Genomic DNA, 23071 nt, shown 5'->3' on the forward strand with positions numbered 1-23071 from the left:
ATCTCGCGCCACGCTTTCTCCGGATATTCAGGTTTGGGCTGGCGCGCATCCTACCGAAGAAGGCCGATCCCATGACCGCAGCATTCAAGGGGCTGATCGCCGCACTCGTTGCTTTCGCCATCTTTTCCAGCCATGACGCGCTCATCAAGACGCTCGGCGGTTCCTATCCGGCGTTCCAGATCATATTCTTTTCCATATTGTTCGCCTTTGTGCCGATGTCGATGCTGATGCTGGCGGACAAGGCCGTCGACAACTTCCGCCCGCGCCACCCCTGGCTTGTGCTGCTGCGCTCGTGTCTGACGATCATTTCCATGTCCTGCGGCTTTTATGCCTTCACCGCTTTGCCCCTGGCCGAGGTCTATGCGTTGCTTTTCGCAATGCCGCTGCTGATCACCGCCTTCTCCGTGCCGCTGCTCGGCGAAACCGTCAGGGCGCAGAGATGGGCTGCGGTGGTCGTCGGCCTGATCGGCGTCCTGATTGTGCTGCGGCCCGGCCTTACCGCCATGTCGCTGGGCCATCTGGCGGCTTTGACGGCCGCCTGCGCCAACTCCCTGGCCACGATCCTGGTCCGCAAACTCGGCGGCCAGGAGCGCTCCGTGGTGCTTATTCTCTATCCGATGCTCTTGTCGATGTTCGCAATGTCGCTGACGCTGCCTGTTGTCTATGTGCCGGTGAAGCTGGTCGATCTCGGCCTGATGGCATCGATCGGTTTTCTCTCCGTGATCGCGCAGACGTTCCTGATCAGCGCGTACCGGGCGGCGCCGGCCGCGGTGGTCGCGCCCATTCAGTACAGCCAGATTATCTGGGCGACCCTGTTCGGCGTGCTGTTTTTCGCCGAAACGCCGGATATCTACGTTGCCGTCGGCTCGACGATCATCATCGCCTCCGGCATCTTCGTCGTCTGGCGCGAGAGCCGGGAGAATGTCTCCCTGCAGACCCCTGTGCTCAAGACCGCCAATCCGCGCTTCGACACCGGGCCGCAACCCAAATGATCTAAAGTCAGCTCGCCCGCTTGAAGACGTTGTACCAGCGCTTCCTGGGTACCGAGATGGCCCGTTCCAGAACCTCCGCAGCATAGAGCGCCGCGTTTTCGCGCGCCTTGGCGACGCCGCTGACGACGGACGGATCCAGATCGGCCAGGCCACCGCCGAATTCCATGATGTCGCGGAAGGCGGCGCGCTCGACGATCGGTGTCATCAGGACGTCGATGCTCTGCGCCGACAGGAAGTCCTGGACCGCTTTCATGGCACGCGTGGTCACCGCGGCATTGGTTCGCGTCAGCACGACGCAATGCCGGATGTCGTGCCGGACGATCCGTTCCAGTTTCTTGATCAAGGTCAGGATCTTGGCGCCGCCGCGCGCGTCCATCGACGATCCCTGGATCGGCACCACCACGAGATCCGACACCGACAGGGCGTTGGCCACGATCAGGTTTTCCGTTCCCTCGAGGTCTACGATGACGAAGTCCGACTGTTCGGCCGCGAAGGTGATCTGCTCGGTGATCGAGGCCGGTGAGATCTCGCTGACGACGCTGATGCCCGGACGGGACTTCGGCAGTTCGAACCACTTCGAGATCCACTTTTGCGGATCCGCGTCGAAGATCGTGACACTTTTTCCCCGTGCGGCGACTTCTGTCGCCAGCAGCAGGGCGGCTGTGGTTTTTCCGGCGCCGCCCTTTGCGTTCGCGAAGGAAATAACTGGCATCTGGGCTCTCCTGACCTTGCCGCGCATGTTCGAGATCAGCCTGAACCGCAATCGTGCGGGCAGGGCGCTGAACTCGCCGATGGTTTCATCGGGTCATATCTCACTGGAAGTCTTGGATTTTTATGGTTACCAAATTCTTAAATTCGCAATTTGCGAGCCGGTTATTCAATGAATGTCAGCACTTGTGGATAAAACGGCCGGCCTGTCTCGGTACAAATTGCAGGGCTGCGTACCCTGGAACCGCCCGGCACCGGCATTGGCAGCGGCGCGGGCATGAACTGCCCGGCGCGGACCCGTATCCGCCACAGCTTTTTTGGCGGACCGCCGATTGCATGGCAATTGGCGGGCGCTTAGTGTGTGAGCCGACCGCGTGATTTGCCCGCAAAAAGGACGCCCCATGCTGCACCGGATAAGGAATGGCCGCCCGGCCGGCATCGTCAGGATAGTACTGGCGGGTGCCCTTCTCGCAGTGTTGGGGATGGCAGCTCCGGTGCAGGCGGAAGCCCTGAAGCCTTACAAGGACAGACTGTTCCGTTACAAGAAGATCCACGAGACGCTCTATGGCGGCGATTTTCTGGTGGTGGAATATTCCAAGCAGCGCGACCTGCGCGACCGCGACGAGGTCGACGAACGCCGGGTCTACGGCAATTACGTCTCCTACAGGCCCAAGCGCGGCCGGGGCAGCGCCGAACTGAACGCCAACGGCCGGGTGGTCCTGTACATGGGCACAGGCAAATGGAAGGGCGGGGCCAATGCCATCGTTCTTTATGTTCACGGCCAGGGCGGCAATCGCTTCCAGGGCATGAACGACGTCTCCTTCGGGGGCAACTTCAACCGGGTGCAGAACCTGATGGTTCGCAACGGTGGTGCCTACCTGACCGTCGATGTCACGAATTTCGACAAGCGCGGCACGGCGGATATCGCCGCGCTGATCCGGTACCAGAAACAGCTTTCCCCGCACGCCAGAGTGGTGGTCGCCTGCGGATCCATGGGCGGCATCATCTGCTGGAATCTCGTCAAGAACGCCAATTACGCCAGCCTTCTGAGCGGCGTTGTGCTGCTTGGCTCGCCAAAGGATCCGAACTTCCTGTCCTCCGGCGCCCTGTCGCGCAACGTTCCGGTCTACATGGGCCAGGGGACCCTCGACCGGGTCTATAACTGGGAGGATCAGGCGAATTTCTTCAAGCAGATCAAGGCCCGGGCACCGGGCTATCCGATCAGGTTCACCCTGTTCGACACCGGCACCCATGGCACCCCGATCCGTATGACCGACTGGCGCCAGGTGCTCAACTGGATGTTGCGGTGAACACGGGTATCAGGCCCGGCTCCGGGCAGGGACCTTTCGTGTGCTCTGGTCGGAACATGCCCCTGCACGTCTGAACGCATCAGAAGCCCGGTTCTACCCGTAGCAGCCCCTCCGCCAGATGGTCGAACACGGTCCGGATCCTCCGGCTGGTGTGCAGTTCCCGGTGGGTGACCAGCCAGATCGGGAAGGTCACCGGCTCGACATCCTCAAAGGCGGGCACGATCTCCGGAAAACGGGCGGCGATCTCGTCGGCCATGATCGACAGGCCGAAGCCGCGGCGGACGAATTCCCAGGCGACCACGCCATTGGGCGAGCCCAGACGGATATTGGCCTCGCCGACATCGAGCCCGAAGGCGCGCAAGTAGCTGACCAGTTCCTCGTTGTTGTCGTATCCGATGAAATCGAGGCCCGCGGCATCCGCCTTGGACAACTTGCCGCCCCGGGCGTCCAGATAACAACGGGCGCAGTAGATCCGGGCAGGGGCCTCGCGCAGCTTGCGGGCATAAAGATCGGGATGGTCCGGTGCCACATGACGGACGGCGATGTCCGCTTCGCGCCGGCGCAGATCGCTGAGGCTGTTGGTGCAAAGAACTTTCACCTCGATACCGGGGGCCTTGTCCCGCAGCTCTCTCAGGATGTCGGGCAGGATGTGGGCTGCCATCAGATCGGTGCTGGAGATGGTCACCAGGCCTTCGACCTGTTGTGCCTTGCCCGAGGCTGCGAGCGACACCCGGCTGGCGGCCTCACCCATGACCCGCACATGTTCGGCCAGCTCGATGCCGGCATCGGTCAGGACGAGCGATTTCGCGACCCGCTCGAACAGCGTCACGCCGAGCGCTTCCTCCAGCGCCGCGACCTGACGGCTCAGGGTCGGCTGGGTCAGCCTCAATGCACGGGCCGCCGCCGACAGCGATCCTTCTTCCGCGGTCACGAGAAAGGCGCGGGCCTGGTTCCAGTCGAAGGTGATGCTCTGCCAGTTCATGCAAATATGTATATCACTCAGGCGTATTTCCGCAATTTCCATTCATTTCTGAAGAGGCTACATTTTTCGGGAAAGGAGGTCGCCAATGAGCCCGTCCTCACTGATGATCCAACTGGCCAACATTGTTCTTTCGGTGCTTGAGTTTCTGGCGTCGCCCACGGGGGGGCGTGACATCGGCCGCGGCTTTCTGCATCAGATCGGTCTGCGCGGCGGCTCCCGAAAGAAGAAATAGCCAGGGTTGTGACATCCCTGAAACGGATGCTCCGGAGATCGTCCGGAATGCGAGGTTGCGTTTGCCGGATGTCATCCTCGCTCCGTGACCTGCCCGCATGACCTGCCTGCATGACCTGGAACCGCGGATCTCAAGGCGCCCTCGACCCTGTCTGAACAAACCGAAATGGAACACCGACCTTGGCGACCACATGGAGCAATGACGTGCCGTCTTCCGCCGGCTTCTGGAGCAAGATGGCCCGCAAATATGCCGCCCATCCGATCAAGGATGAGGCCGCTTATGAAAAGACGCTGTCCCGCACGATCGAACACCTGGGGCCGGAGGACGCCGTTCTGGAACTGGGCTGTGGCACCGGGTCGACCGCCCTGCGCCTGGCGGGCAACGTCAGGTCCTACCTGGCCACGGACTTCGCCGACGGCATGATCGAGATCGCCGAGCGGAAACTGTCCGGCGAACAGGAGACCGGTGCGGCCTCTGAAGGCTTGCGTTTCGCGGTTGCCGACGTCTTCAGCGAGAAGGTGGAACCCGCAGGTGACAAGGGCTACGATGCTGTCCTGGCCTATAATTTCCTGCATCTGGTGGAAAACGGCGAAGACACGCTGGCGCGTACGCGGGAGCTGCTCAGGCCCGGCGGCCTGTTCATCTCCAAGTCGGTCTGCCTGAAGAAACGGGCCTGGCTTTTCGGCCCGATGGTCAAGGTGATGCAGCTGTTCGGCAAGGCGCCCTACGTGCGGTTCTATTCCTTCAAGGCTCTCGAAGACCTGATTACCGCCGCGGGCTTCGAGATCATCGAGACGGGAACCTATCCGGCGCCCTTCAGCCGGTTTGTGGTCGCCCGGAAACTGTAACAGACGGTTCCGGCCGAGCGGTTCAAGCCGGTCCGGAACGGTGGACAGGGACAGCTTGTGGCCATCGGGGGCGGATGCTAGGAGTTGTCCACTCTCCGTCACCGCTTCCTTGAAAGCCTGTGAATGCTGGTTCGCGATCGCGCGTTTTTCACCTCCCTGTTCCTGACGGTTCTCGCCGACCAGATCCTCTTGTTCCTGGTGCCGCTGGTGATCTTCCAGATCACCGGGAACGTCGCCTGGTCGGGCCTGGCGTTCTTTTTTGAAACCCTGCCGCGCTATCTCACCTTTCCCGTTGCCGGCATCCTGTGCGACCGGATGTCGCCGATCCTGCTCCTGCGCATCAGCCGTATGCTCCGGGCCGTGGCCTGCGTCGCCGGGATCACCGGGCAGATCGTCTTCGGCGGCGTCTGGTGGCTGATCGGTCTGTCGGCTGTCGTCGGCATCCTGACGACCCAGGGCATGCTGGCACTGGAGATGGTGCTGGTGCGGGCCTTTTCCGACCAGCGCTTTGAAAAGGTGGCGAGCTATGGCCAGCTTGCCTCTCAGATGGGTGTCGTGCTCGGCCCGCTGACGGCGGCCTACCTGATGGCATTCTGGCCCTGGGAGGCGGTTGTCGTGCTGGCGACGGTGCTGTTTCTGCTCGCCGATCTTGTCTTTCTGCTGTGGCCGGGACAGGCGCGCATGAAAACCGCTCCACAGACCGCCCGGCCCCGCCATCCGGTGGGGGACCTGAAACATGCGCTGGTGCTGGTCTGGCGTCTGCCGGGCCTTGCGCGCGCCATCGTTCAGGCGGCCGGGGTCAACCTGATCGTGGGGGCCACCCTGGCGACCGCCGCGGCCATGATGACCGGGTATTTCGCCCAGAGCGAGCAGGTCTATGCCTGGCTGCAGGTCGGCGGTGCGTTGGCGACGCTCGGCGTCCTATCGCTGACGGCCCATGTGTCGCTGGGTCTGACCACCCTCGGCCTGACCGCCTACATGCTGATCTGCATCGGCGCCGTGTTGACCGGGGCAGGCGGCCACCCGCTGGTCTATGCCGCCGGTTTCCTGCTGATCGCGGGTTTCGACAAGATGTTCAACATCTATGTGCGCACCTTGCGCAAGGAGATCATTCCACCGGAGGAATTCGGCAAGACCACCGGCGTGATCATCTGTCTCAACAACCTGTCCCAGCCACTGGCGGGCCTGGTCGTTGCCCTGTTCGCGGCCGGCGATGACGCCAGGAGCGTGCTTCTGGGGCTGGCGGTGGTCATGGCGCTTCTGGGCGCGGTGACCTGGCGACGGCGGTAGGGCCCTTTCAGGCTTGCAGGTTGTCGTTGGTCTCTGTTCCCGGGTGAAAGGGATCGCCATCGGCCGCCGCGCGGACGATGTCGGCAATCTCCATGAGCTGGCCGGCCAGCGGGCTGGACTTGCGCCAGACCATGCCGACGGTGCGCCGTGGTTCCGGGGTCTCGAAACGGGAGATTGCGACGGATGCGGAGCGCGTTTCCACCGGCACGGCCATTTCCGGGATCAGGGTGACACCCATGCCGGCACCGACCATCTGCACCAGCGTGGACAGGGAACTGGCGTCAAGCACCTCCCTTGGAGGGCCGGAGGGCAGATTGCAGAACGACAGGGCCTGATCCCTGAAACAATGGCCTTCCTCCAGCAGCAGCAGCCGCATTTCTCGCAAGGTGTCGGCATTTGGCAGCGGCGCATTTGCCTCCCGGGCCGACCGCACAAGCACGAACGGTTCCTCGAACAGGGGCGTTTCCTCCAGAGTGGGCTCCGACACGGGCAGCGCGACGATTGCCGTGTCGAGGCGGCCGTCGGCGAGTTCCTGGATAAGCTTCGGTGTCACCGTCTCGCGCACATGGATGTCCAGGCCTGGAAAGCGGCCGGTCAGTTCGCCGACCACCTTCGGCAGCAGGTAGGGCGCCACCGTCGGAATGACACCGATGCGCAGGCGCCCGACCAGCCGGTCCCGCGAGGCGCGGGCAAGGTCTCCCAGTTCGTCGGCGGCCCGCAGGATGTCGCGGGCCCGCTCCGCCGCGACCTCGCCGAAATGGGTCAGACGCACCTGCCGGGCACCGCGCTCGAACAGGGGCGCGCCGAGCGCTTCCTCCATCTCCTTGATCTGCATCGACAGCGCCGGCTGTGAAATCGAGCAGGCCTCGGCGGCTCGTCCGAAATGCTTGTGGCGGGCGAGCGCCTCGAAATAGCGGAGTTGTTTGAGTGTGATGTTGATCATAAGTTAATCTTATCAAAGTTATCAGTAAATACAACTTCCTCTGATAATCGGGGTTTGCTACTGTGAAATCAGAAGAGGTCAGGGACACGGTCGCCGGCACGCTGGCATCGGTTTCCCTGGCTCCTTCCAGATGATTTTTGACACTCTTTGGTCTGTCGTCAGAGGCGGAACCGGCGGAATGCCTCATCAAGGTTTGACGCGGCGACACCGGTCGGCTGACATCAGGTCAGAGTTGTATGAAATGGTGATTGTCACCATAAATTGAACTGGAGAGGGATATGGACGCTAAGGTGGAAAAGACGGGCGGTTGTCCGGTCATGCACGGCGGCAACACCGGGATGGACAAGCCGGTCAACAGATGGTGGCCGGATGCGTTGAACCTTGACATCCTGCACCAGGGGGGCGCGCGCACCAACCCCATGGATCCGGACTTCGACTACAAGGAAGCAGTCAAGGGACTCGACCATGAAGCGGTCAAGGCCGACCTCCGCGCCCTGATGACCGAAAGCCAGGACTGGTGGCCGGCCGACTGGGGGCACTACGGCGGTCTGATGGTCCGCACAGCCTGGCACTCCGCCGGATCTTATCGCATGCAGGACGGCCGCGGCGGTGCGGGATCCGGCAATGTGCGGTTCGCTCCGCTGAATTCCTGGCCGGACAACGCCAGCCTCGACAAGGCCCGCCGCCTGCTGTGGCCGGTGAAGAAGAAATACGGCAACGCGCTTTCCTGGGCCGATCTCATCATCCTCGCCGGTAACATGGCTTACGAGTCCATGGGCTTCAAAACCTTCGGATTCGGCTTTGGCCGCGAGGATATCTGGGGTCCGGAGATCGATGTCTACTGGGGGTCTGAAAAGGAATGGCTCGCACCGTCTGAAGGCCGCTACAGCGACACGGACGATTCGGAGAGCCTGGAGAACCCTCTGGCGGCCGTGCATATGGGGCTGATCTACGTCAACCCCGAGGGTGTCGACGGCCATCCCGATCCGGTTCGCACCGCGAAGGATGTGCGTGAAACCTTCCGCCGGATGGCAATGAACGACGTGGAAACCGCGGCGCTGACCTGCGGTGGTCATACGGTCGGCAAATGCCACGGCGGCGGCCAGGCCGCCTTTGAAAATATCGGCGTCGAGCCGGAAGCCGGCGGTGTCGAGGGGCAGGGCCTCGGCTGGATCAATCCCGGCCAGGAAGGCAAGGCAGCGAACGCCTTCACCTCGGGCATCGAAGGTGCCTGGACGCAATTCCCGATCCAGTTCGACATGGGTTATTTCGACTACCTGTTCAACTATGACTGGGAGTTGAAGAAGTCTCCGGCCGGCGCATGGCAGTGGGAACCGGTCAACATGCCGGAAGACAAGAAGCCGGTCGACGCGACCGACCCGTCCATACGCCGCAACCCGATCATGACCGATGCCGACATGGGCATGAAGATGGATCCGGTCTACAACGAGATCTGCCGCAAGTTCATGGCGGACGAGGCGTATTTCCGCGATGCCTTCGCCCGCGCCTGGTTCAAGCTGACCCACCGCGACATGGGTCCGAAGGTCAACTACATCGGTCCGGACGTCCCGGCCGAGGACCTGATCTGGCAGGATCCGATCCCGGCAGGCTCCACGTCCTACGACGTTGACGCCGTCAAGGCGAAGATCGCCGAAAGCGGTCTCTCCGCTTCGGAACTGATTGCGACCGCATGGGACAGCGCCCGCACCTTCCGCGGCTCCGACAAGCGGGGCGGCGCCAACGGTGCGCGGATCCGCCTGGCGCCGCAAAAGGACTGGGAAGGCAACGAGCCGGAACAACTGGCCAAGGTGCTTGGCAAGCTGGTGCCGATCGCCGCGGAAACCGGTGCGTCCGTTGCCGACGTGATCGTTCTGGCGGGCAATGTCGGTGTCGAGCAGGGCATCAAGGCGGCCGGCTTCGGTGTGGCGGTGCCATTCGCCCCGGGCCGCGGCGATGCAACGGATGAGCAGACCGACGCGGAATCCTTCGATGTCTTGGAGCCGCTATCGGACGGTTTCCGCAACTGGCAGAAGGAAAAATACGTCGTCAGCGCCGAAGAGATGATGCTCGACCGGGCACAGCTTCTGGGCGTGACCGCTCGGGAAATGACGGCTCTGGTGGGCGGCCTGCGTGTGCTCGGCGCCAACTACGGCGGCAGCAAGCACGGTGTCTTCACCAAGCAGGAAGGAGCCCTGACCACGGACTTCTTCGTCAACCTGACCGACATGAAGTACAGCTGGCTTCCTGTTGCCGACGGCATCTATGAAATCCGCGACCGCAAGCTGAACACCCTGGAGTGGACAGCAACCAGCGCGGACCTGGTGTTCGGATCCAACTCCGTCCTGCGTGCCTATGCCGAGGTCTATGCCCAGGACGACAACAAGGAGAAGTTCGTCAGGGACTTCGTGGCCGCCTGGACGAAAGTCATGAACGCGGACCGGTTCGACCTGCACTGACATCGGTCACAACAGGTAAAAATTGCGGCGCTCCGGATCTCCGGAGCGCCGTTTTTTTGCGTTGCAACGTAAGTCTTGCGTCAGCAGTATCCCGTATTTCCCAAAAAAGTCATTGTTCCGTCACAAGGATGATGTTGCACTGCGAAGAGGGCTTGGTGGTCCTTGCCGGTTTCCGGAACCAGGCTGCCCGGTTGGAGTGGCGAGATCTGCCACCCACAGAATTGGAGCGGAGAGCGCATGTTCGATTTGACGGGCCAGAAAGCCCTGGTGGTCGGGATCGCCAACGATCAGTCCATCGCCTATGGCTGTGCGAAGGCCTTCAGGGCCCAGGGTGCCGATCTCGCCGTGACGTATCTGAACGAAAAGGCCGAGCCTCATGTGCGCCCGCTGGCGGAGGAACTGGGGGCCGACATCATTGCGCCGCTGGATATGCGCGACGATGCGCAACTCGAGGCGCTGTTTACGCAAATCACGGAAAAATGGGGCTCCCTCGACACACTCCTTCATTCCATTGCCTTTTCAAGGAAGGACGATCTGCACGGCCGTGTGATCGATTGTTCCGCCGACGGCTTCGGCGAAGCAATGGATATTTCCGTGCATTCCTTCCTGCGCCTGATCCGCAAGGCCGAGCCTCTCATGCCCGAGGGCGGCACCTGCATGACCGTCTCCTTCATGGGCGCTCAGAGAGTGGTCGAGAATTACGGTGTGATGGGTCCGGTCAAGGCCGCGCTGGAAGCGGCGACACGCTACGCGGCGGCGGAACTGGGCCCGAAGGGTATTTCCGTTCACGCGCTGTCGCCGGGGCCGCTCAAGACCCGCGCCGCGTCCGGAATCGCCGAATTCGACGCGCTCCTGAATGACGCTGCGGAGCGCGCGCCGACCCATCAACTCGCAACGATCGACGACGTCGGCGCCTATGCGGCGTTTCTTGCCAGCCGGGAGGCATTCAACGTTACCGGCGCCGTTCATCCGATCGACGGCGGCTACAGTATTCTTGGATAGGAGGTCCTGATGAAGGACATGTTTGACGCTTTTGAAAAAGGCCGCAACGAGTTTCTGAATTCGCTCAGCGACAGCACCGCCTGGACCCCCTCGGAACGGTTCACCGCCCTGCAGGCCCAGGCCACGGAACTCTCCAATCTTGCCGAACTGATGGGCCGCGGGCTCGGCAAGAATCTGACCAAGATCACTGAAACTCACAAGAGCCGCTGGCAGAAAAGTCTTTCGGACTTCAACCAGGCCATGGAAAACATGAGCGGAACCCGGAACGCCGGCGGGCTTTTCAGGGCCTGGGAAGACTACTGGAAGGATGCGTCCCAGCGCATGGTCCTGACCATGGACACTCTGCGCCAGCGCGGCGACAATTTTCTCGAGCATGAGGAAGCAGGCTGTCCGCCGGTTCTCAAATACGACTATGAGGTGGTTCTGGACGGAGCGGATCTGCCGCATCCGAGCTGCTATATGCTGCTGAAGATCGTGCCTCCCAGGGATGTGCACTGCAAGGAGCCCAAGCCCTGGAAACGCCCCTATATCATCATCGATCCGCGCGCGGGCCACGGCTCCGGCATCGGTGGATTCAAGCCGGACAGTCAGGTTGGTGTTGCCCTGCGTGACGGCCATCCGGCCTACTTCATCGCCTTCAGCCGGATGCCGGAAAAAGGTCAGACCCTTGCGGATGTCACCCGTGCCGAAGCGGCATTCGTCCGCAAGGTCATGGAACTGCACCCGGAGGCGCCCCATCCGATCATCACCGGCAACTGTCAGGGGGGGTGGGCAACCCTGATCCTGGCGGCGATGAACCCGGACCTGTCCGGGCCGATCCTGCTGAACGGGGCCCCGGTGGCCACATGGTCCGGACGGGTGGGCGAGAACCCCATGCGCTACAATGCGGGTGTCCTGGGCGGAACCTGGAACGCGATGTATTATTCCGACCTCGGCCACGGCATTTTCGACGGGGCGGATCTTGTCCAGAATTTCGAACAGCTCAACCCGTCGCGAAATTACTTCGGCAAATATTACGACCTTTACGCAAAGGTGGACACCGAACCTTCGCGTTTCCTGGAGTTCGAACGCTGGTGGGGCGGCTATTTCCTGTTCAACGAAGCTGAAATGAGGTGGATCGTCGAGCAGCTCTTCGTTGGCAACCGGCTGTCCAAGAACGAGGCCCAGCTTGAACCGGGTATCAACGTCGACATCAGGCGGGTTCGCGCGCCAATCATCGTGTTCGCAAGCTGGGGCGACAACATCACGCCACCGCAGCAGGCGATCAACTGGATCATGGACACCTATACGGACGAGCGGGAAATCGCCATCCGCGGGCAGAGGATCATCTACATGATCCACGATCAGGTCGGTCACCTCGGAATTTTCGTCTCGTCGAAAATCGCCAAGAAGGAACATACCGAGGTCACATCGACTCTGAAGACCATCGAGGCGCTGGCCCCGGGCCTTTATGAAATGACCATCGACGACTACGAGGGCGATCTTCTGGAACGTGAATTCACGGTCAGCTTCCATGAACGCACGATGGACGATCTGAAGCTGATCGATGATGGCCGGGACGATGAAATTCCATTCGCCGCCGTCGCCCGCGCATCCGAACAGCAGGCCGAATTCTACGATGTCTGCATACGTCCTTTCGTGCAGGCAGGTGTGACCGAACAGAGCGCCGACCTGCGCCGCAGGACGCATCCGCTGAGAGTCGAGCGGGCCTCATTTTCAAGTCTCAATCCTTTTTTGAGCGCGCTGCCGGGCTGGGCCGCGCGTGTGCGTGAGGGACGAACGCCGGCGGCACCGGACAATCCGTTCGTCGAGCTTCAGCATGTCAACGCGGCCCTGGTGGAGCAGTCGATGGATCTCTACCGGGATCTGCGCGACACCGCTTACGAAAGCATGTTCTACAGCCTCTGGGGCTCCCCCTACATGCGTTGGTTCGGCCGCCCCAGGCAGCCGGGCAGGACGCTGAAAGGCAAGGAAGAAATGCGCAGTCTGCCGCCGGTGCAGGCCGCGCTGATGCATATCGAGGAAGGCGGGTTCTGCGAAGCGGTGATCCGCATGCTGATCCTTCTGGCGGAAAGCCGCGGCACGGTTCGCGGCGACCGGCTGGAACGCTCCGCCCGCGTGCTGAACCAGGACGAGCCGTTCAAGTCGTTGAAGCCGGAAGAACGCAGTTTCATGCTCCGGGAGCAGACCCTGATCGTGGAATTCGCCCGCGATCAGGCAATCGAGACCCTGCCCAAACTCCTGGAGACCAGGGCGGACCGTGAGCTGGCGTCGAAGGTGGTGCGCTACGTGCCGGGAGCCGTCGACGAGATGGCACCTCACACCCTGGAATTGCTGAAGACGTTCAATCGTGTCCTGGGGCTTCCGCCCGTCTCGGGAGACATTACCGACGATCCTCTGCAGTCGGCCAGTCCGCAAGGCGTCGCGAATACGGTACGCCTGCCGGACCGGCTCCCCGAAGAGACGCACGGTGAACGCGTCGACGAGGCCTCCGGCGGGACGGAAGCGAAGACCGCATCCGCATCTGCCCAGCCGAAGGCAGCATCACCCCGCAAACAGGCCGGGCGCAAGGCGCCTGCCCGCGAGGGAAGCACGCCGGAGGGCCCAAAACCTGCTGCCGCGCGCAAGCGGCGGGGCGCGGCGAAGGCTTCGGAAGAACCTGTGGAATAAGGTGGCAGCATCGAATTGGCAGCATCGAATTGAAAAAAATGGGGCGTCCGGGCCTCTCGAACGCCCCCAGAGCCCCTCTGGTTTTTTTGGAGTTAGGCTCTGATCCGGAAACCATTCCGTTTCCCGGTTCATGTGGCAGGACACGGGTTGTGTGTTCGCCGCACTGCTCGGGAGACGGTAAAATTACCTATGCCAGAATAGCGATAACGCCGGATACGGCAAGTCCGTTCCGGGCGGAAATCCGTCAAACCGGTATTGCGCCGCACGTGGTATCTGGCCAATGGTGGACACTGGGCGAACTGCCACAAAGAGGCGAAATCATTTTGCATGTTTGACTGGACCTACAGGAAGCGCCTGAAAGACGACCTGGAAATATGGGTCGCGAATGGCTGGGTGCCCTCCGAGGGGGCCGCCGCCATCCTCCGGGATCAGGAGCAGGACGATGGCCGCTCGCGACTGCCCATGGCACTTGCCGGCATCGGCATGGTGTGTGTTGCACTGGCGATTTTTGCCTTTGTCGCGGCAAATTGGGAAGCGATCCCGAAGGCCGTGAAGCTTGCGGGAATTGCCGTTCTTGTCGTGGGCAGTCACCTGCTGGCGGCTTCGGCCGCAACCAGGGGCCGCAAGGGCATATCGGATCTGGCGACCGGGTTCGCGACGCTTGTTTTCGTCGGGGGCATGGCGCTGGTCGGACAGATCTTCCATCTGCCGTCCGACTGGGCAGGCGGGGCGTTTCTGGTCGTTGTCGGCGGCCTTGCCGCCGCCTGGCTCACCGGATCGAAAACGTCGCTCGTTGTTGCCTGTGCCGCGGCTGTCACCTGGCAGGTGACCCGGTCGGATATCGGAGCGTCCGATCCGATGCTGGATCTTGTCGGGCTGGCGTTTCTGGTGGCCGTCGCTGGCCATGCCATCATTCATCCCGCCCGCCTGTCGCGCTGGGCGGCCATCAGCCTGCTTTGGGTGACCTATGGCCGCTGGTTTGCCGATACCGCGGATCTGTTGGGAGACGGTGACGATGCCATATCGGCCATGGCGCTGGTCGGCGCGGGCGGTCTTGCCGCCATCCTGCTGCAACTCGACCCTGTCGCGGACCTGTTCGTCAAGTGGTCCAGCGGCAGGCCCTTGCGGCGCCACGGCCACTGGCTGATGACACGTTCGCTGCAGGACGCCGGACTTCTGGTCCTGTGTGCGCTGACCGTGCTCGCCCTGGTGCTTCAGCCGGAATTTCACGGCGACGACTACATTCGCGGCCTGTTGGCCATGCCGGGCCTGCTGCCGTTGGGGGGAGCGGTTCTCCTGTGTGCCACGGGGCTGCTGCTGTCCTTCAAATCCGCGAAGTCCATGGCGCTGTTCGCCGCCGCCGGGCTCGTCCTGCTGGCGCTGTTGGCGCCGCTGGCAACGGCCAGCGTTCCGGTCCGGGCGGCGATGTGCCTGGCCGCGCTGACCGCATTGTGCGCGCTGGGGACCTGGTACAACAACCGGGCCTGGATGCTGTGCGCCTATCTGGGGCTGACGGCGGTTGCCCTGTGGCTGCTTCAGGTCACGATCGGCTCTCTGCTGGGTCAGTCGGTGTTCTTCCTGATTGCCGGGCTCCTGCTGCTTGCCATGGCGCTCTGGCTTGCGCGGCTGATGAGGCGGGGACCGTCCGCCGCCGGATCGCCGGCGCAGGACCGGGAGGCCGGGCCATGACGAACGCAGCCTCCGCCTCCGGCCGCCTCCCGGTGCCGCGCGCGTATATGGTCTGGGGCCTGGTGGCCCTGATCCAGCTGGCGCTGATCGCCCTCCCGCTGGCGGATCGGGTCGACGTTCAGCGCAATGGCGAGCGCGTTCAACTGGAACTGATTCCGGTCGACCCGCGCGATCTTCTGCGCGGCGACTATGTGATCATCAATCTGGCGATCGGCAGGGTGTCCATCGACGTCGAGGGAGCGGATACGGTGCGCGCGGGCGACACGGTCTACGTCGGCCTGACCGCGCAAGGAGAGAGTCCCCCCGGACCGGTGGTGATCGCCAGAGACCGGGCCGGGGCGGGCAGGCTGGCGCTCGCCGGAACGGTCGTTTCCGCCTCGGGGACGGAAGTCCGGATCGATTACGGCATCGACGCCTTCTTCGTACCGGAAGGAGAAGGCCGCAAAATCGAACGGCTGGACGCCAGCCGCGTGCTTCTGGAAGTCGCGATCACCGGGGACGGACGGTCTCTGCCGATCCGTCTTCTCATAGACGGCCAGGCGTTCAGGTCCGACGCCATCTTTTGACGTGGCGCCATTCTGGCGCTATGAGCGCTGCACCCGATAGCCAGCCGAAAGTTCCTGATGTCCGATCCCGCGCTCGACACATTGATCCTGCCGATTGAAACCGGTGCCGTCGTGCTGACGGAAAAGCCGCGTGTCCTTTTCCTGCGCGCCCGTACAGGCCGGTCTCTTGCCGGGCTGGTCGATGCGGACCTGCTGTGCGAACAGAGCTTCGCCCCCGACCGGGATGCGCTGCTCAAGGCCGGCCTGAACGTGGTCGCCGAGACCGGTGAGACGGGTTTCGATGCGGTGCTGGTGCTGCCGGGCCGCCAGCGCCAGGAAGCCCGCGCTCAGCTCGCCCGCGCGGTGTCCAGGACAAGATCCGGCGGTATCGTCATTGCCTGCGCCTCGAACACCGAGGGGGCCAGGACCCTGGAACGCGACCTGGAGGATTTGCTGGGCGGTGCCCAGAACCTGACCAAGAACAAATGCCGGGTCGTCTGGGAGACCGTCGAGGCCGGCAAGCGAAATGACGGCCTTCTCGCCGAGTGGCTCGAGTTCGACGCGCCGCGCTCGGTTCTGGACGGGGCCTGGCTCAGCCGGCCCGGTATTTTTGCCTGGGACAGGATCGATGCGGCGTCCCGGCTTCTCGCAAGTCTCCTGCCGGCCACACTCAAAGGCAAGGGGGCCGATCTCGGGGCCGGGTTCGGTTTCCTGACGCAGTCGGTTTTTGAAAAGGCGCCCGGCGTTGCTGCCATGGATATTTACGAGGCCGAAAAACGCGCCCTTGAGCTGGCGGAGCAAAATCTTTCCGGCTTCAAGGGCAAAAAAACCATGAACGGCATCTGGTCGGACGTGACCCGGGGCATCGAGGGACCTTACGATTTCATTGTCTCCAACCCGCCCTTCCACCAGGCGGGCAGGGCCGACCGGACCGATGTCGGTCAGGGCTTCATCCGGGCGGCAGCTTCAGGTTTGAGACCCGGCGGAGAATTCTTCATGGTCGCCAACCGGCATCTGCCCTACGAGCAGACACTCGCCGACGTCTTCGCCCAGGTCACCCAACTGGCCGACGAGGGCGGCTACAAGGTGATCCGGGCGGTGAAGGCCAAGGGCAAGGCAAAAGGGGGGCGTTGACATGCGGCTGGTGAAGCTTCTCGCCAATCTCGGCTATGGCAGCCGCAAGGAAATGCAGACCGCGATCCGCAACGGCTGGGTCACCGACCGGGACGGTAACCGGCTCAAACCCGATGCGAAGACGGCCCACGAGGACATCCTGTTCGACGACGAGCCGCTCGACCCGGCCCAGGGTGTGGTCATTCTGATGAACAAGCCGGTCGGCTACACCTGCTCGGTCAAGGACCAGGGACGCCTGGTCTACGATCTGCTTCCCGACAGGTACCGCATGCGCAAGCCGGTGCTGTCCACCATCGGCCGGCTCGACAAGGAAACCTCCGGCGCGCTGCTGTTCACCGACGACGGCACGTTCCTGCACAAGGTGATTTCCCCCAAGGCGGAAGTCCCGAAAGTCTATGAGGCAACGCTCGACCGGCCCATGAAAGGGGACGAGGCCGCGCTGTTCGGGTCCGGCGAAATGATGCTGGAAAGCGAGGTCAAGCCGTTGAAGCCTGCCGGCCTTGAGATTGTGGACGAGACCCATGCCCGCCTGATCCTGCACGAAGGCCGCTATCACCAGGTCCGCCGCATGTTCGCCGCCACCGGCAATCACGTCACCGCTCTTGTGCGAAGCCGTATCGGCGGGCTCAGCGTCGAGGGGCTGGAAGAGGGTGGCTGGAAAGTGTTGTCGGAAGAAGACAAGGCGCTCATTTTCGCGTCTGAGTAAATTTTCGGCGCGCTCAAGTCCACACCGGCGCCGCCCCGGCATCGAGCCGGGGCCTCGCGGCAGGTCCCGGCTCAAGGCCGGGCCTGCCTGATCTTCCGAGTTTTTCACAACGACATTTGGAAGTGCCGTTGCATGTTTCTATGCGTCCCCGTTCCGGCTCAGCACCCGGATGCGGCTGTCGAATTCGCCTCGGTCGACATAGCAGCCGCGCAGATGGCGAAATCCGGTGTTCGAGTCGAAGGCCGACCGGCCATGCAGGACACGGCGATTGTCGAAGATCACCATTTCTCCGCCTCTCAGCCGCGTCGTGACGATGTAGTCGTCGGACCGGGTCATCTGCATGAGCGTGCGGTAAGCCCGGTAATAGGCCTCCAGTTTCTCCGCCGGCAGGTCGAAGATGCCGGCCAGATGCGCGTTGAAATGCAGTTCCTGCAGATTGCCGAAGGGATCCAGGTCGATCACCGTGTGGCGTCGGCGGATGTCGGTGTCGTCGTCCTGGAACCGGAACGGAATGGGCGTGTCGGCAAGCAGCCTGAAGGCGTCGGGATCCTGGCTGGCCAGGTCCGCGGCAATGGCGAAGCCGTCGCAGAAGGTCGAGCCGCCGCCTTCCGCCTCATTGGCCAGGCAGTGCAGGAACTGGAAGCCGGGTGGCAGCTCCTGGTTGGCGAGATCCGTGTGCAGCGGCAGCGCATGGGAAGTGTAGGCGAGATTGTTGGGATTGGGTTTCGACATGACCTCGAACGTGGTGCCGAAATTGGTCTCGCGCAGAAAACCGATCCGGCGGGCCATGGCAATGCCCGCCTCCGCGTCGTCGGCCATGCCGTCGACCAGGGCCAGACCGGTCTTTTTCGTCTCGATCAGAAAGGCCAGCAGGGCATCGTCCCGGGTCATCAGATCCTGTGCCGCCGCGCGCGGAAGTGTGTCCGGGTCGAGATCGCCGCGCCACGGGACCGGGTCGATCCGGGCCGCGTCGGCAAGGCCGAGGCCCGGCCGGTGATCGCGCAACCAGCCGGGCTGGTACCGGCTGACGTGGCCGCCATGGCTCCAGGTCAGCACGATGTCGCCGTCTTCCAGCTCGGCCCGGGAAACGGCAATGTCCAGCGGAATGCCGGTGAGGTCGAATTGCCGTTCCCGGGTCTGGGGATGGAAACCGCTCGGACAATTGTCGCGCAGCCAGAGAAACGGATAGTCGGCCCGGGTGCCGTCCGGCCAGGCGACATGAAGCACGCGGTCGTCGCCGCGCAGGGAAATGCTTGTCATGATGAAACGTCCGTTGATGTGTTGCAGGTCCAGGGCGCCTTGCAAGGCGCATGCATCAACGGTCGGCGGGGGGCGGCCACCACCAGTAGGCCTTGTTATGCGGATTGCCGGGGTTGCGCCCGAGAATTGCGAACATTCACTTTCAGACCCGCTCGCGGGCAGGGCCCGCCGTTCAAACCATTCCGAACGCTACCGCAAAAGCGGCATCCGGCAAAAGGGATTTTGCCGGATGCGCGAAGAAAGCGGGCACAGGCGGTCTAGCCTTTCGAGGCCCGGGCGGCGAGCGCGATGGTGATATAGCTCCAGCCGTTGACAAGAACCGAGATGCCGGCGATCAGGCCGAGCGCCCAGGCGGCGGAACTCGGCAGTTCCAGCCAGATCATGATACCGGCGGCCAGCGACACGATGCCGGCGATCAGCACCCAGACCCAGCCTTCATGCGGTTTCAGCTTGAAGGCGAGCAGGATCTGGCTGATGCCCTGGGCCGCGAAGATCGCGGCAATGACGATGGTCAGCGCGAAGGTGCCGGCCAGCGGGTTCACATAGATGACGATGCCGCCGATCACGGCGATGATGCCGGTGATCAGGTTCCACAGGAAGCTCGCGGTTTCCTTGGTCTTGAAGGAATTGTAGATCTGCACCAGGCCGCCGACGAACAGCACGGCCGCGATCAGGATGGTGACCGCGAAGGATGTTGCCAGAGGCGCGGCGATCAGGATAATGCCACCCAGGACAAGCGCGATGCCGAGCGCCAGGAACCAGCCCCAGTTCTCCTGGATCTTCTGTTTCATGTCTTCCAAAGCCTGAGCCGTATCTGTCATTGTGACCTCCCCACATTCCGGTTTCCGATACTGATGTCGACCGTAACTCCTTCGCAAACAAACGCAATATACCGATGGCAATTCTGCCGGGGACAACCGGTTGCGGAACGGCTTGACTTCCTGTGTGTATATGCACACAACAGGGGCCATGGAAGAGGACGATTTTTCGCTCTGCGTGCTGGACAACGCCCGCAAGGCGGCCCGGGCGGTGAGCCGTCACTATGACCGTCTTGCCAGGCAGGCAGGCCTGACGGCCGGCCAGTTCTCCGTGCTTGTGGCTGTTCGCCAGCCACGGCAGGCGACAACCGGTGAGCTTGCGGACCGGCTGTCCATGGAGCGCACGACCTTGGTCCGCAACCTCGCGCTGCTGGAGCGCAAGGGACTTGTCATCTCCGCCCGCTCCAGCGAGGGCAGAGGCAAGCATTATCTGCTCAGCGGGGAGGGCGCGCGCCTCCTTGCGGACGCCGTCCCACTGTGGCGCCAGGCGCAGCGGGACGTCATGGGTCATTTGGGCGCGGATGAATTTACCAAGACAATCAATGTCTTGAAGAGGCTTTCGAAACTATGATCGGGATGCGTTGAATCAGAATTTCAACGCTCTGGCAAACAGCGTTAACAGCCCCTCCCTGCGCAGGACATGGTGCAGGCCGGCAACAACAAGAGGTTAAGACATGCGGCGTGTGGTGGTAACAGGACTGGGCATCGTATCTCCCCTGGGAACCGGGGTCGAGGCATTCTGGAAACGGGTTGCGGCCGGAGAAAACGGCATCCGCAGGATCACCCGTTTCGATGCCTCCGACCTGGCCTGCCAGATTGCCGGTGTCGTGCCGTCCAAAGAGGAAGACCCGCACGGCTTCGATGTCGACGCGGTAATGGACCCGCGTGAGCAACGCCGCTCCGACAGGTTCATTCAATTCGCCATGGGTGCGGCTACCGAAGCGCTCGCCCATGCCGGCTGGGCACCGAAGACCGACCTCGAGAAAGAACGGACGGGCACGATCATCGGCACCGGCGTCGGCGGCTTTCCGGCGATGATCGCGGGTACGCGTCTGGTCGACGAGAAAGGCCCGCGCAGGGCGTCGCCGTTCCTGGTGCCGTCCTTTCTCGCCAATCTGGCCGCCGGTCAGGTGTCCATCCGCCATGGTCTCAAGGGGCCGCTCGGCGCGCCGGTGACCGCCTGTGCCGCCAGCCTGCAGGCCATCGGCGATGCGGCCCGGCTGATCCGGGGCGGCGAGGCCGATGTCATGGTGGCGGGAGGCGCGGAAGCCTGCATCGACAAGATCTCCTATGCCGGCTTCTGCGCGGCCAAGGCGATGTCGTCCAGACGCAATGACGATCCGGCCCATGCCTCCCGTCCGTTCGATCAGGACCGGGACGGATTCATCATGGGCGAGGGCGCCGGCGTGCTGATCCTGGAAGAATACGAGCACGCCAAGGCCCGCGGCGCCATCATCCTGGCCGAAGTCTCCGGCTACGGCACCTCGGCCGATGCCTACCATGTCACGGCGTCCTCGCCGGACGGCGAGGGTGGCCTGCGCGCCATGTGCCTGGCGCTGGCTTCGTCCGGCCTGACGCCCGGCGACATCGGCTATGTCAACGCCCATTCCACGTCGACACCGGTCGGTGATGCCGCGGAAATCGCGGCGCTGACCACGCTCTTTGAGGGGCGCGGCAAGGATCTGGCGGTTTCTTCGTCCAAATCCATGTTCGGCCATCTGCTCGGCGCGGCCGGTGCGGTGGAGGCGATTGCCTGCATCAAGGCGCTGACGAGCGGCCTGCTGCCGCCTTCGCGCAATCTCGACACCCCCGACGAGGCCATGTCACGCTTCGAGATGATCCCCGGCAAGGCAATGGCCCGCGACGTCTCCCATGTCCTGACCAATGGTTTCGGCTTCGGCGGCGTCAATGCCAGTGCGGTGTTCTCGAAGCTGTGAGGCCGCTCGCCGGCTGTGTGCCGAGCAAGAAATGCAGTGAACCCGGACCCCGGCGAAATTCTTCCCTCTTTTACAGGCCGCGATCCTGCTCCTTTGGCCGAAGACCCCCACCCCTGACCCCTCCCCACAAGGGGGAGGGGAACCAGCCCCATTTCGCCGCATCGTCTGGGCCCTGTCCGCAAGGTTGACGGTAAGATCCAAAAACGGCGTTTCAGCGCTCGCAACCCCTGCCCCCCGTGGGAATGGGATTGGGGTGGGGGGAAGGCGGATTGGCAAGACAGGAATTCTCATGTTAGAGATAATTCTCAAATATGGGAATCATCATGTCTGCTGTTGAACAGGATCTCGCCCGGCATTTGTCCGGGCTGCGCCGGTCGCGAGATTGGCGGCTGGAAGAACTGGCCGAGAGAACCGGCATCAGCCGGGCGACGCTGTCGCGCATCGAGCGCGGCGACACCAGCCCGACGGCCCATGTGCTCGGCAGGCTCGCGGGCGCCTTCAGCCTGTCCATGGCCGAATTGTTCGGCGCGGCACCGGCGCCGGCCGAGCGCCACATGCCCAGGGCCGCTCAACCGGTGTGGAGCGATCCGGAGACCGGATTTCAGCGGCGGGCGCTGACGCCTGCCGCCAGCGGCTACAGGGGCGCGCTCATCGAGGGCATCCTGCCGACGGGCGCAACGGTCACCTACGCCGCGCCGCCCGTTCCCGACCTCGAACATCATCTCGTGCTCCTTGAGGGCGCGTTGCGGGTCATCCTCGGCCCGGATGCCCATGACCTGAACGCGGGAGATGCGCTCCGTTTCCGCCTCAACACTCCCAACAGCTACCACGCGTGCGGCACGGGACCGGCGCGTTACATCCTGACGGTGATCACGCCATGACCCCACCAAACCCGTCCTCCGCTGCGGCCCCCGCGGGCCCGTCCGGTTTCCGGCCCGACCCGCCGGTGTTTCTGCTGTCCGCCGATGATCTGCGCGCGGCGGTTCCGGAACTGGGCCGCCTTCTCAAGGCCTGCGTGGAGGATGGGGCCGGCATCGGCTTCATCCTGCCGATGCCCGAGGACAAGGCCGAGACCTTCTGGCAAAGCCGCGTGCCCCTGCTGGAAAGCGGCGAGGGCTTTCTGCTGGCACTCACGGAAGGCGATGAGATTGCCGGTGTGATCATGCTGATGCTCGCCGGTCAGGACAACGGCCGCCACCGGGCGGACGTCGCCAAGCTGATGGTCCATCCCCGCCACCGCAGGAAAGGCCATGCCCGCAGGCTGATGGCGGCCATCGATGCTCTGGCACTGTCCCTGAACCGCTGGCTGCTGGTGCTGGACACGGTCACCGGCGACCGGGCCGAACAGCTCTACCCCACCTGCGGCTACCGCAAGGTCGGCGTCATTCCCGATTACGCCTATGGCAGCCATGGCCATCTCGACGCCACGACCGTGTTCTACAAGGATCTCAGGTGAGCCAACGCGGGGCGCGCATTCCCGGTCAGGCCGGAGAAGGCGGGCTTCAGGGCATACGGGCCTCGCGTGCGCGGGACCCGAACGGGACCGAAT

The 23071-nt window shown here is 63.2% G+C and carries 21 protein-coding genes; 16 read left to right on the forward strand and 5 right to left on the reverse strand.

Going from position 1 to position 23071, the window contains the following annotated elements:
• The first annotated feature begins 71 nt into the window (after positions 1–71).
• A complete protein-coding gene (locus WNZ15_RS19255) occupies positions 72–992 on the forward strand; it encodes a DMT family transporter (RefSeq protein WP_342894634.1) in 921 nt (306 codons plus the stop codon).
• Positions 993–999: 7 nt separating this feature from the next.
• On the opposite strand, the gene WNZ15_RS19260 is transcribed toward WNZ15_RS19255, so the two are convergent.
• A complete protein-coding gene (locus WNZ15_RS19260) occupies positions 1000–1704 on the reverse strand; it encodes a ParA family protein (protein WP_342894635.1) in 705 nt (234 codons plus the stop codon).
• 397 nt (positions 1705–2101) lie between these two features.
• On the opposite strand from WNZ15_RS19260, the gene WNZ15_RS19265 reads away from it, so the two are divergent.
• Positions 2102–3010 carry an alpha/beta hydrolase gene (locus tag WNZ15_RS19265; RefSeq protein ID WP_342894636.1) on the forward strand — a complete coding sequence of 303 codons (909 nt, stop codon included), beginning with the start codon at positions 2102–2104 and terminating at the stop codon, positions 3008–3010.
• A gap of 79 nt (positions 3011–3089) precedes the next feature.
• On the opposite strand, the gene WNZ15_RS19270 is transcribed toward WNZ15_RS19265, so the two are convergent.
• Complete coding sequence (locus tag WNZ15_RS19270; protein ID WP_342894637.1) at positions 3090–3992, reverse strand: LysR family transcriptional regulator; 903 nt, start codon at positions 3990–3992, stop codon at positions 3090–3092.
• Between the two features lie 85 nt (positions 3993–4077).
• Here WNZ15_RS19270 and WNZ15_RS19275 point away from each other — a divergent pair, with 85 nt between their 5' ends.
• The 3 genes from WNZ15_RS19275 (at position 4078) to WNZ15_RS19285 (ending at position 6362) form a co-directional block, all read left to right on the forward strand.
• Positions 4078–4224, forward strand: a complete 147-nt coding sequence (locus tag WNZ15_RS19275; RefSeq protein WP_342894638.1) for a hypothetical protein — start codon at positions 4078–4080, stop codon at positions 4222–4224.
• 179 nt (positions 4225–4403) lie between these two features.
• Positions 4404–5072 carry a class I SAM-dependent methyltransferase gene (locus tag WNZ15_RS19280; protein ID WP_342894639.1) on the forward strand — a complete coding sequence of 223 codons (669 nt, stop codon included), beginning with the start codon at positions 4404–4406 and terminating at the stop codon, positions 5070–5072.
• Between the two features lie 123 nt (positions 5073–5195).
• Positions 5196–6362 (forward strand): MFS transporter, encoded by a 1167-nt coding sequence (locus WNZ15_RS19285; RefSeq protein WP_342894640.1) that lies wholly within the window; start codon positions 5196–5198, stop codon positions 6360–6362.
• A gap of 7 nt (positions 6363–6369) precedes the next feature.
• Here the strand turns inward: WNZ15_RS19285 and WNZ15_RS19290 are convergent, their stop codons facing one another.
• Positions 6370–7305, reverse strand: coding sequence for a LysR substrate-binding domain-containing protein (locus WNZ15_RS19290; protein WP_342894641.1), 936 nt, complete (start codon positions 7303–7305; stop codon positions 6370–6372).
• Positions 7306–7583: 278 nt separating this feature from the next.
• On the opposite strand from WNZ15_RS19290, the gene katG reads away from it, so the two are divergent.
• From katG to WNZ15_RS19325, 7 genes are all read left to right on the forward strand, one after another.
• A complete protein-coding gene (katG, locus tag WNZ15_RS19295; protein ID WP_342894642.1) occupies positions 7584–9761 on the forward strand; it encodes a catalase/peroxidase HPI in 2178 nt (725 codons plus the stop codon).
• A 237-nt stretch (positions 9762–9998) separates the two neighbouring features.
• A complete protein-coding gene (gene fabI, locus WNZ15_RS19300; protein ID WP_342894643.1) occupies positions 9999–10763 on the forward strand; it encodes an enoyl-ACP reductase FabI in 765 nt (254 codons plus the stop codon).
• A 9-nt stretch (positions 10764–10772) separates the two neighbouring features.
• A complete protein-coding gene (locus tag WNZ15_RS19305; protein WP_342894644.1) occupies positions 10773–13433 on the forward strand; it encodes a DUF3141 domain-containing protein in 2661 nt (886 codons plus the stop codon).
• A 327-nt stretch (positions 13434–13760) separates the two neighbouring features.
• On the forward strand, positions 13761–15122 hold the full coding sequence (locus WNZ15_RS19310; RefSeq protein WP_342894645.1) for a DUF2157 domain-containing protein: 1362 nt from the start codon (positions 13761–13763) through the stop codon (positions 15120–15122).
• Entirely contained in the window at positions 15119–15688 is a 570-nt protein-coding gene (locus WNZ15_RS19315) for a GDYXXLXY domain-containing protein (RefSeq protein WP_342894646.1), read from the forward strand. Before WNZ15_RS19310 ends, WNZ15_RS19315 begins: the two co-directional genes overlap by 4 nt.
• Positions 15689–15745: 57 nt before the next feature.
• Positions 15746–16801, forward strand: a complete 1056-nt coding sequence (locus tag WNZ15_RS19320) for a class I SAM-dependent methyltransferase (RefSeq protein WP_342894647.1) — start codon at positions 15746–15748, stop codon at positions 16799–16801.
• A gap of 1 nt (position 16802) precedes the next feature.
• Entirely contained in the window at positions 16803–17507 is a 705-nt protein-coding gene (locus tag WNZ15_RS19325; RefSeq protein ID WP_342894648.1) for a pseudouridine synthase, read from the forward strand.
• A gap of 138 nt (positions 17508–17645) precedes the next feature.
• On the opposite strand, the gene WNZ15_RS19330 is transcribed toward WNZ15_RS19325, so the two are convergent.
• Complete coding sequence (locus WNZ15_RS19330; RefSeq protein ID WP_342894649.1) at positions 17646–18767, reverse strand: TauD/TfdA family dioxygenase; 1122 nt, start codon at positions 18765–18767, stop codon at positions 17646–17648.
• Between the two features lie 257 nt (positions 18768–19024).
• Positions 19025–19588 (reverse strand): HdeD family acid-resistance protein, encoded by a 564-nt coding sequence (locus WNZ15_RS19335; RefSeq protein ID WP_342894650.1) that lies wholly within the window; start codon positions 19586–19588, stop codon positions 19025–19027.
• A 148-nt stretch (positions 19589–19736) separates the two neighbouring features.
• On the opposite strand from WNZ15_RS19335, the gene WNZ15_RS19340 reads away from it, so the two are divergent.
• From WNZ15_RS19340 to WNZ15_RS19355, 4 genes are all read left to right on the forward strand, one after another.
• Positions 19737–20156, forward strand: a complete 420-nt coding sequence (locus WNZ15_RS19340) for a MarR family winged helix-turn-helix transcriptional regulator (RefSeq protein WP_342894651.1) — start codon at positions 19737–19739, stop codon at positions 20154–20156.
• 103 nt (positions 20157–20259) lie between these two features.
• Complete coding sequence (gene fabF, locus WNZ15_RS19345) at positions 20260–21522, forward strand: beta-ketoacyl-ACP synthase II (RefSeq protein ID WP_342894652.1); 1263 nt, start codon at positions 20260–20262, stop codon at positions 21520–21522.
• A gap of 323 nt (positions 21523–21845) precedes the next feature.
• Positions 21846–22403 (forward strand): XRE family transcriptional regulator, encoded by a 558-nt coding sequence (locus tag WNZ15_RS19350; RefSeq protein WP_342894653.1) that lies wholly within the window; start codon positions 21846–21848, stop codon positions 22401–22403.
• Complete coding sequence (locus WNZ15_RS19355; protein ID WP_342894654.1) at positions 22400–22978, forward strand: GNAT family N-acetyltransferase; 579 nt, start codon at positions 22400–22402, stop codon at positions 22976–22978. The genes WNZ15_RS19350 and WNZ15_RS19355 overlap by 4 nt, the downstream gene beginning before the upstream one ends.
• Positions 22979–23071: the final 93 nt, after the last annotated feature.

The organism is Roseibium sp. AS2, from assembly GCF_038900065.1.
Lineage (GTDB): Bacteria > Pseudomonadota > Alphaproteobacteria > Rhizobiales > Stappiaceae > Roseibium.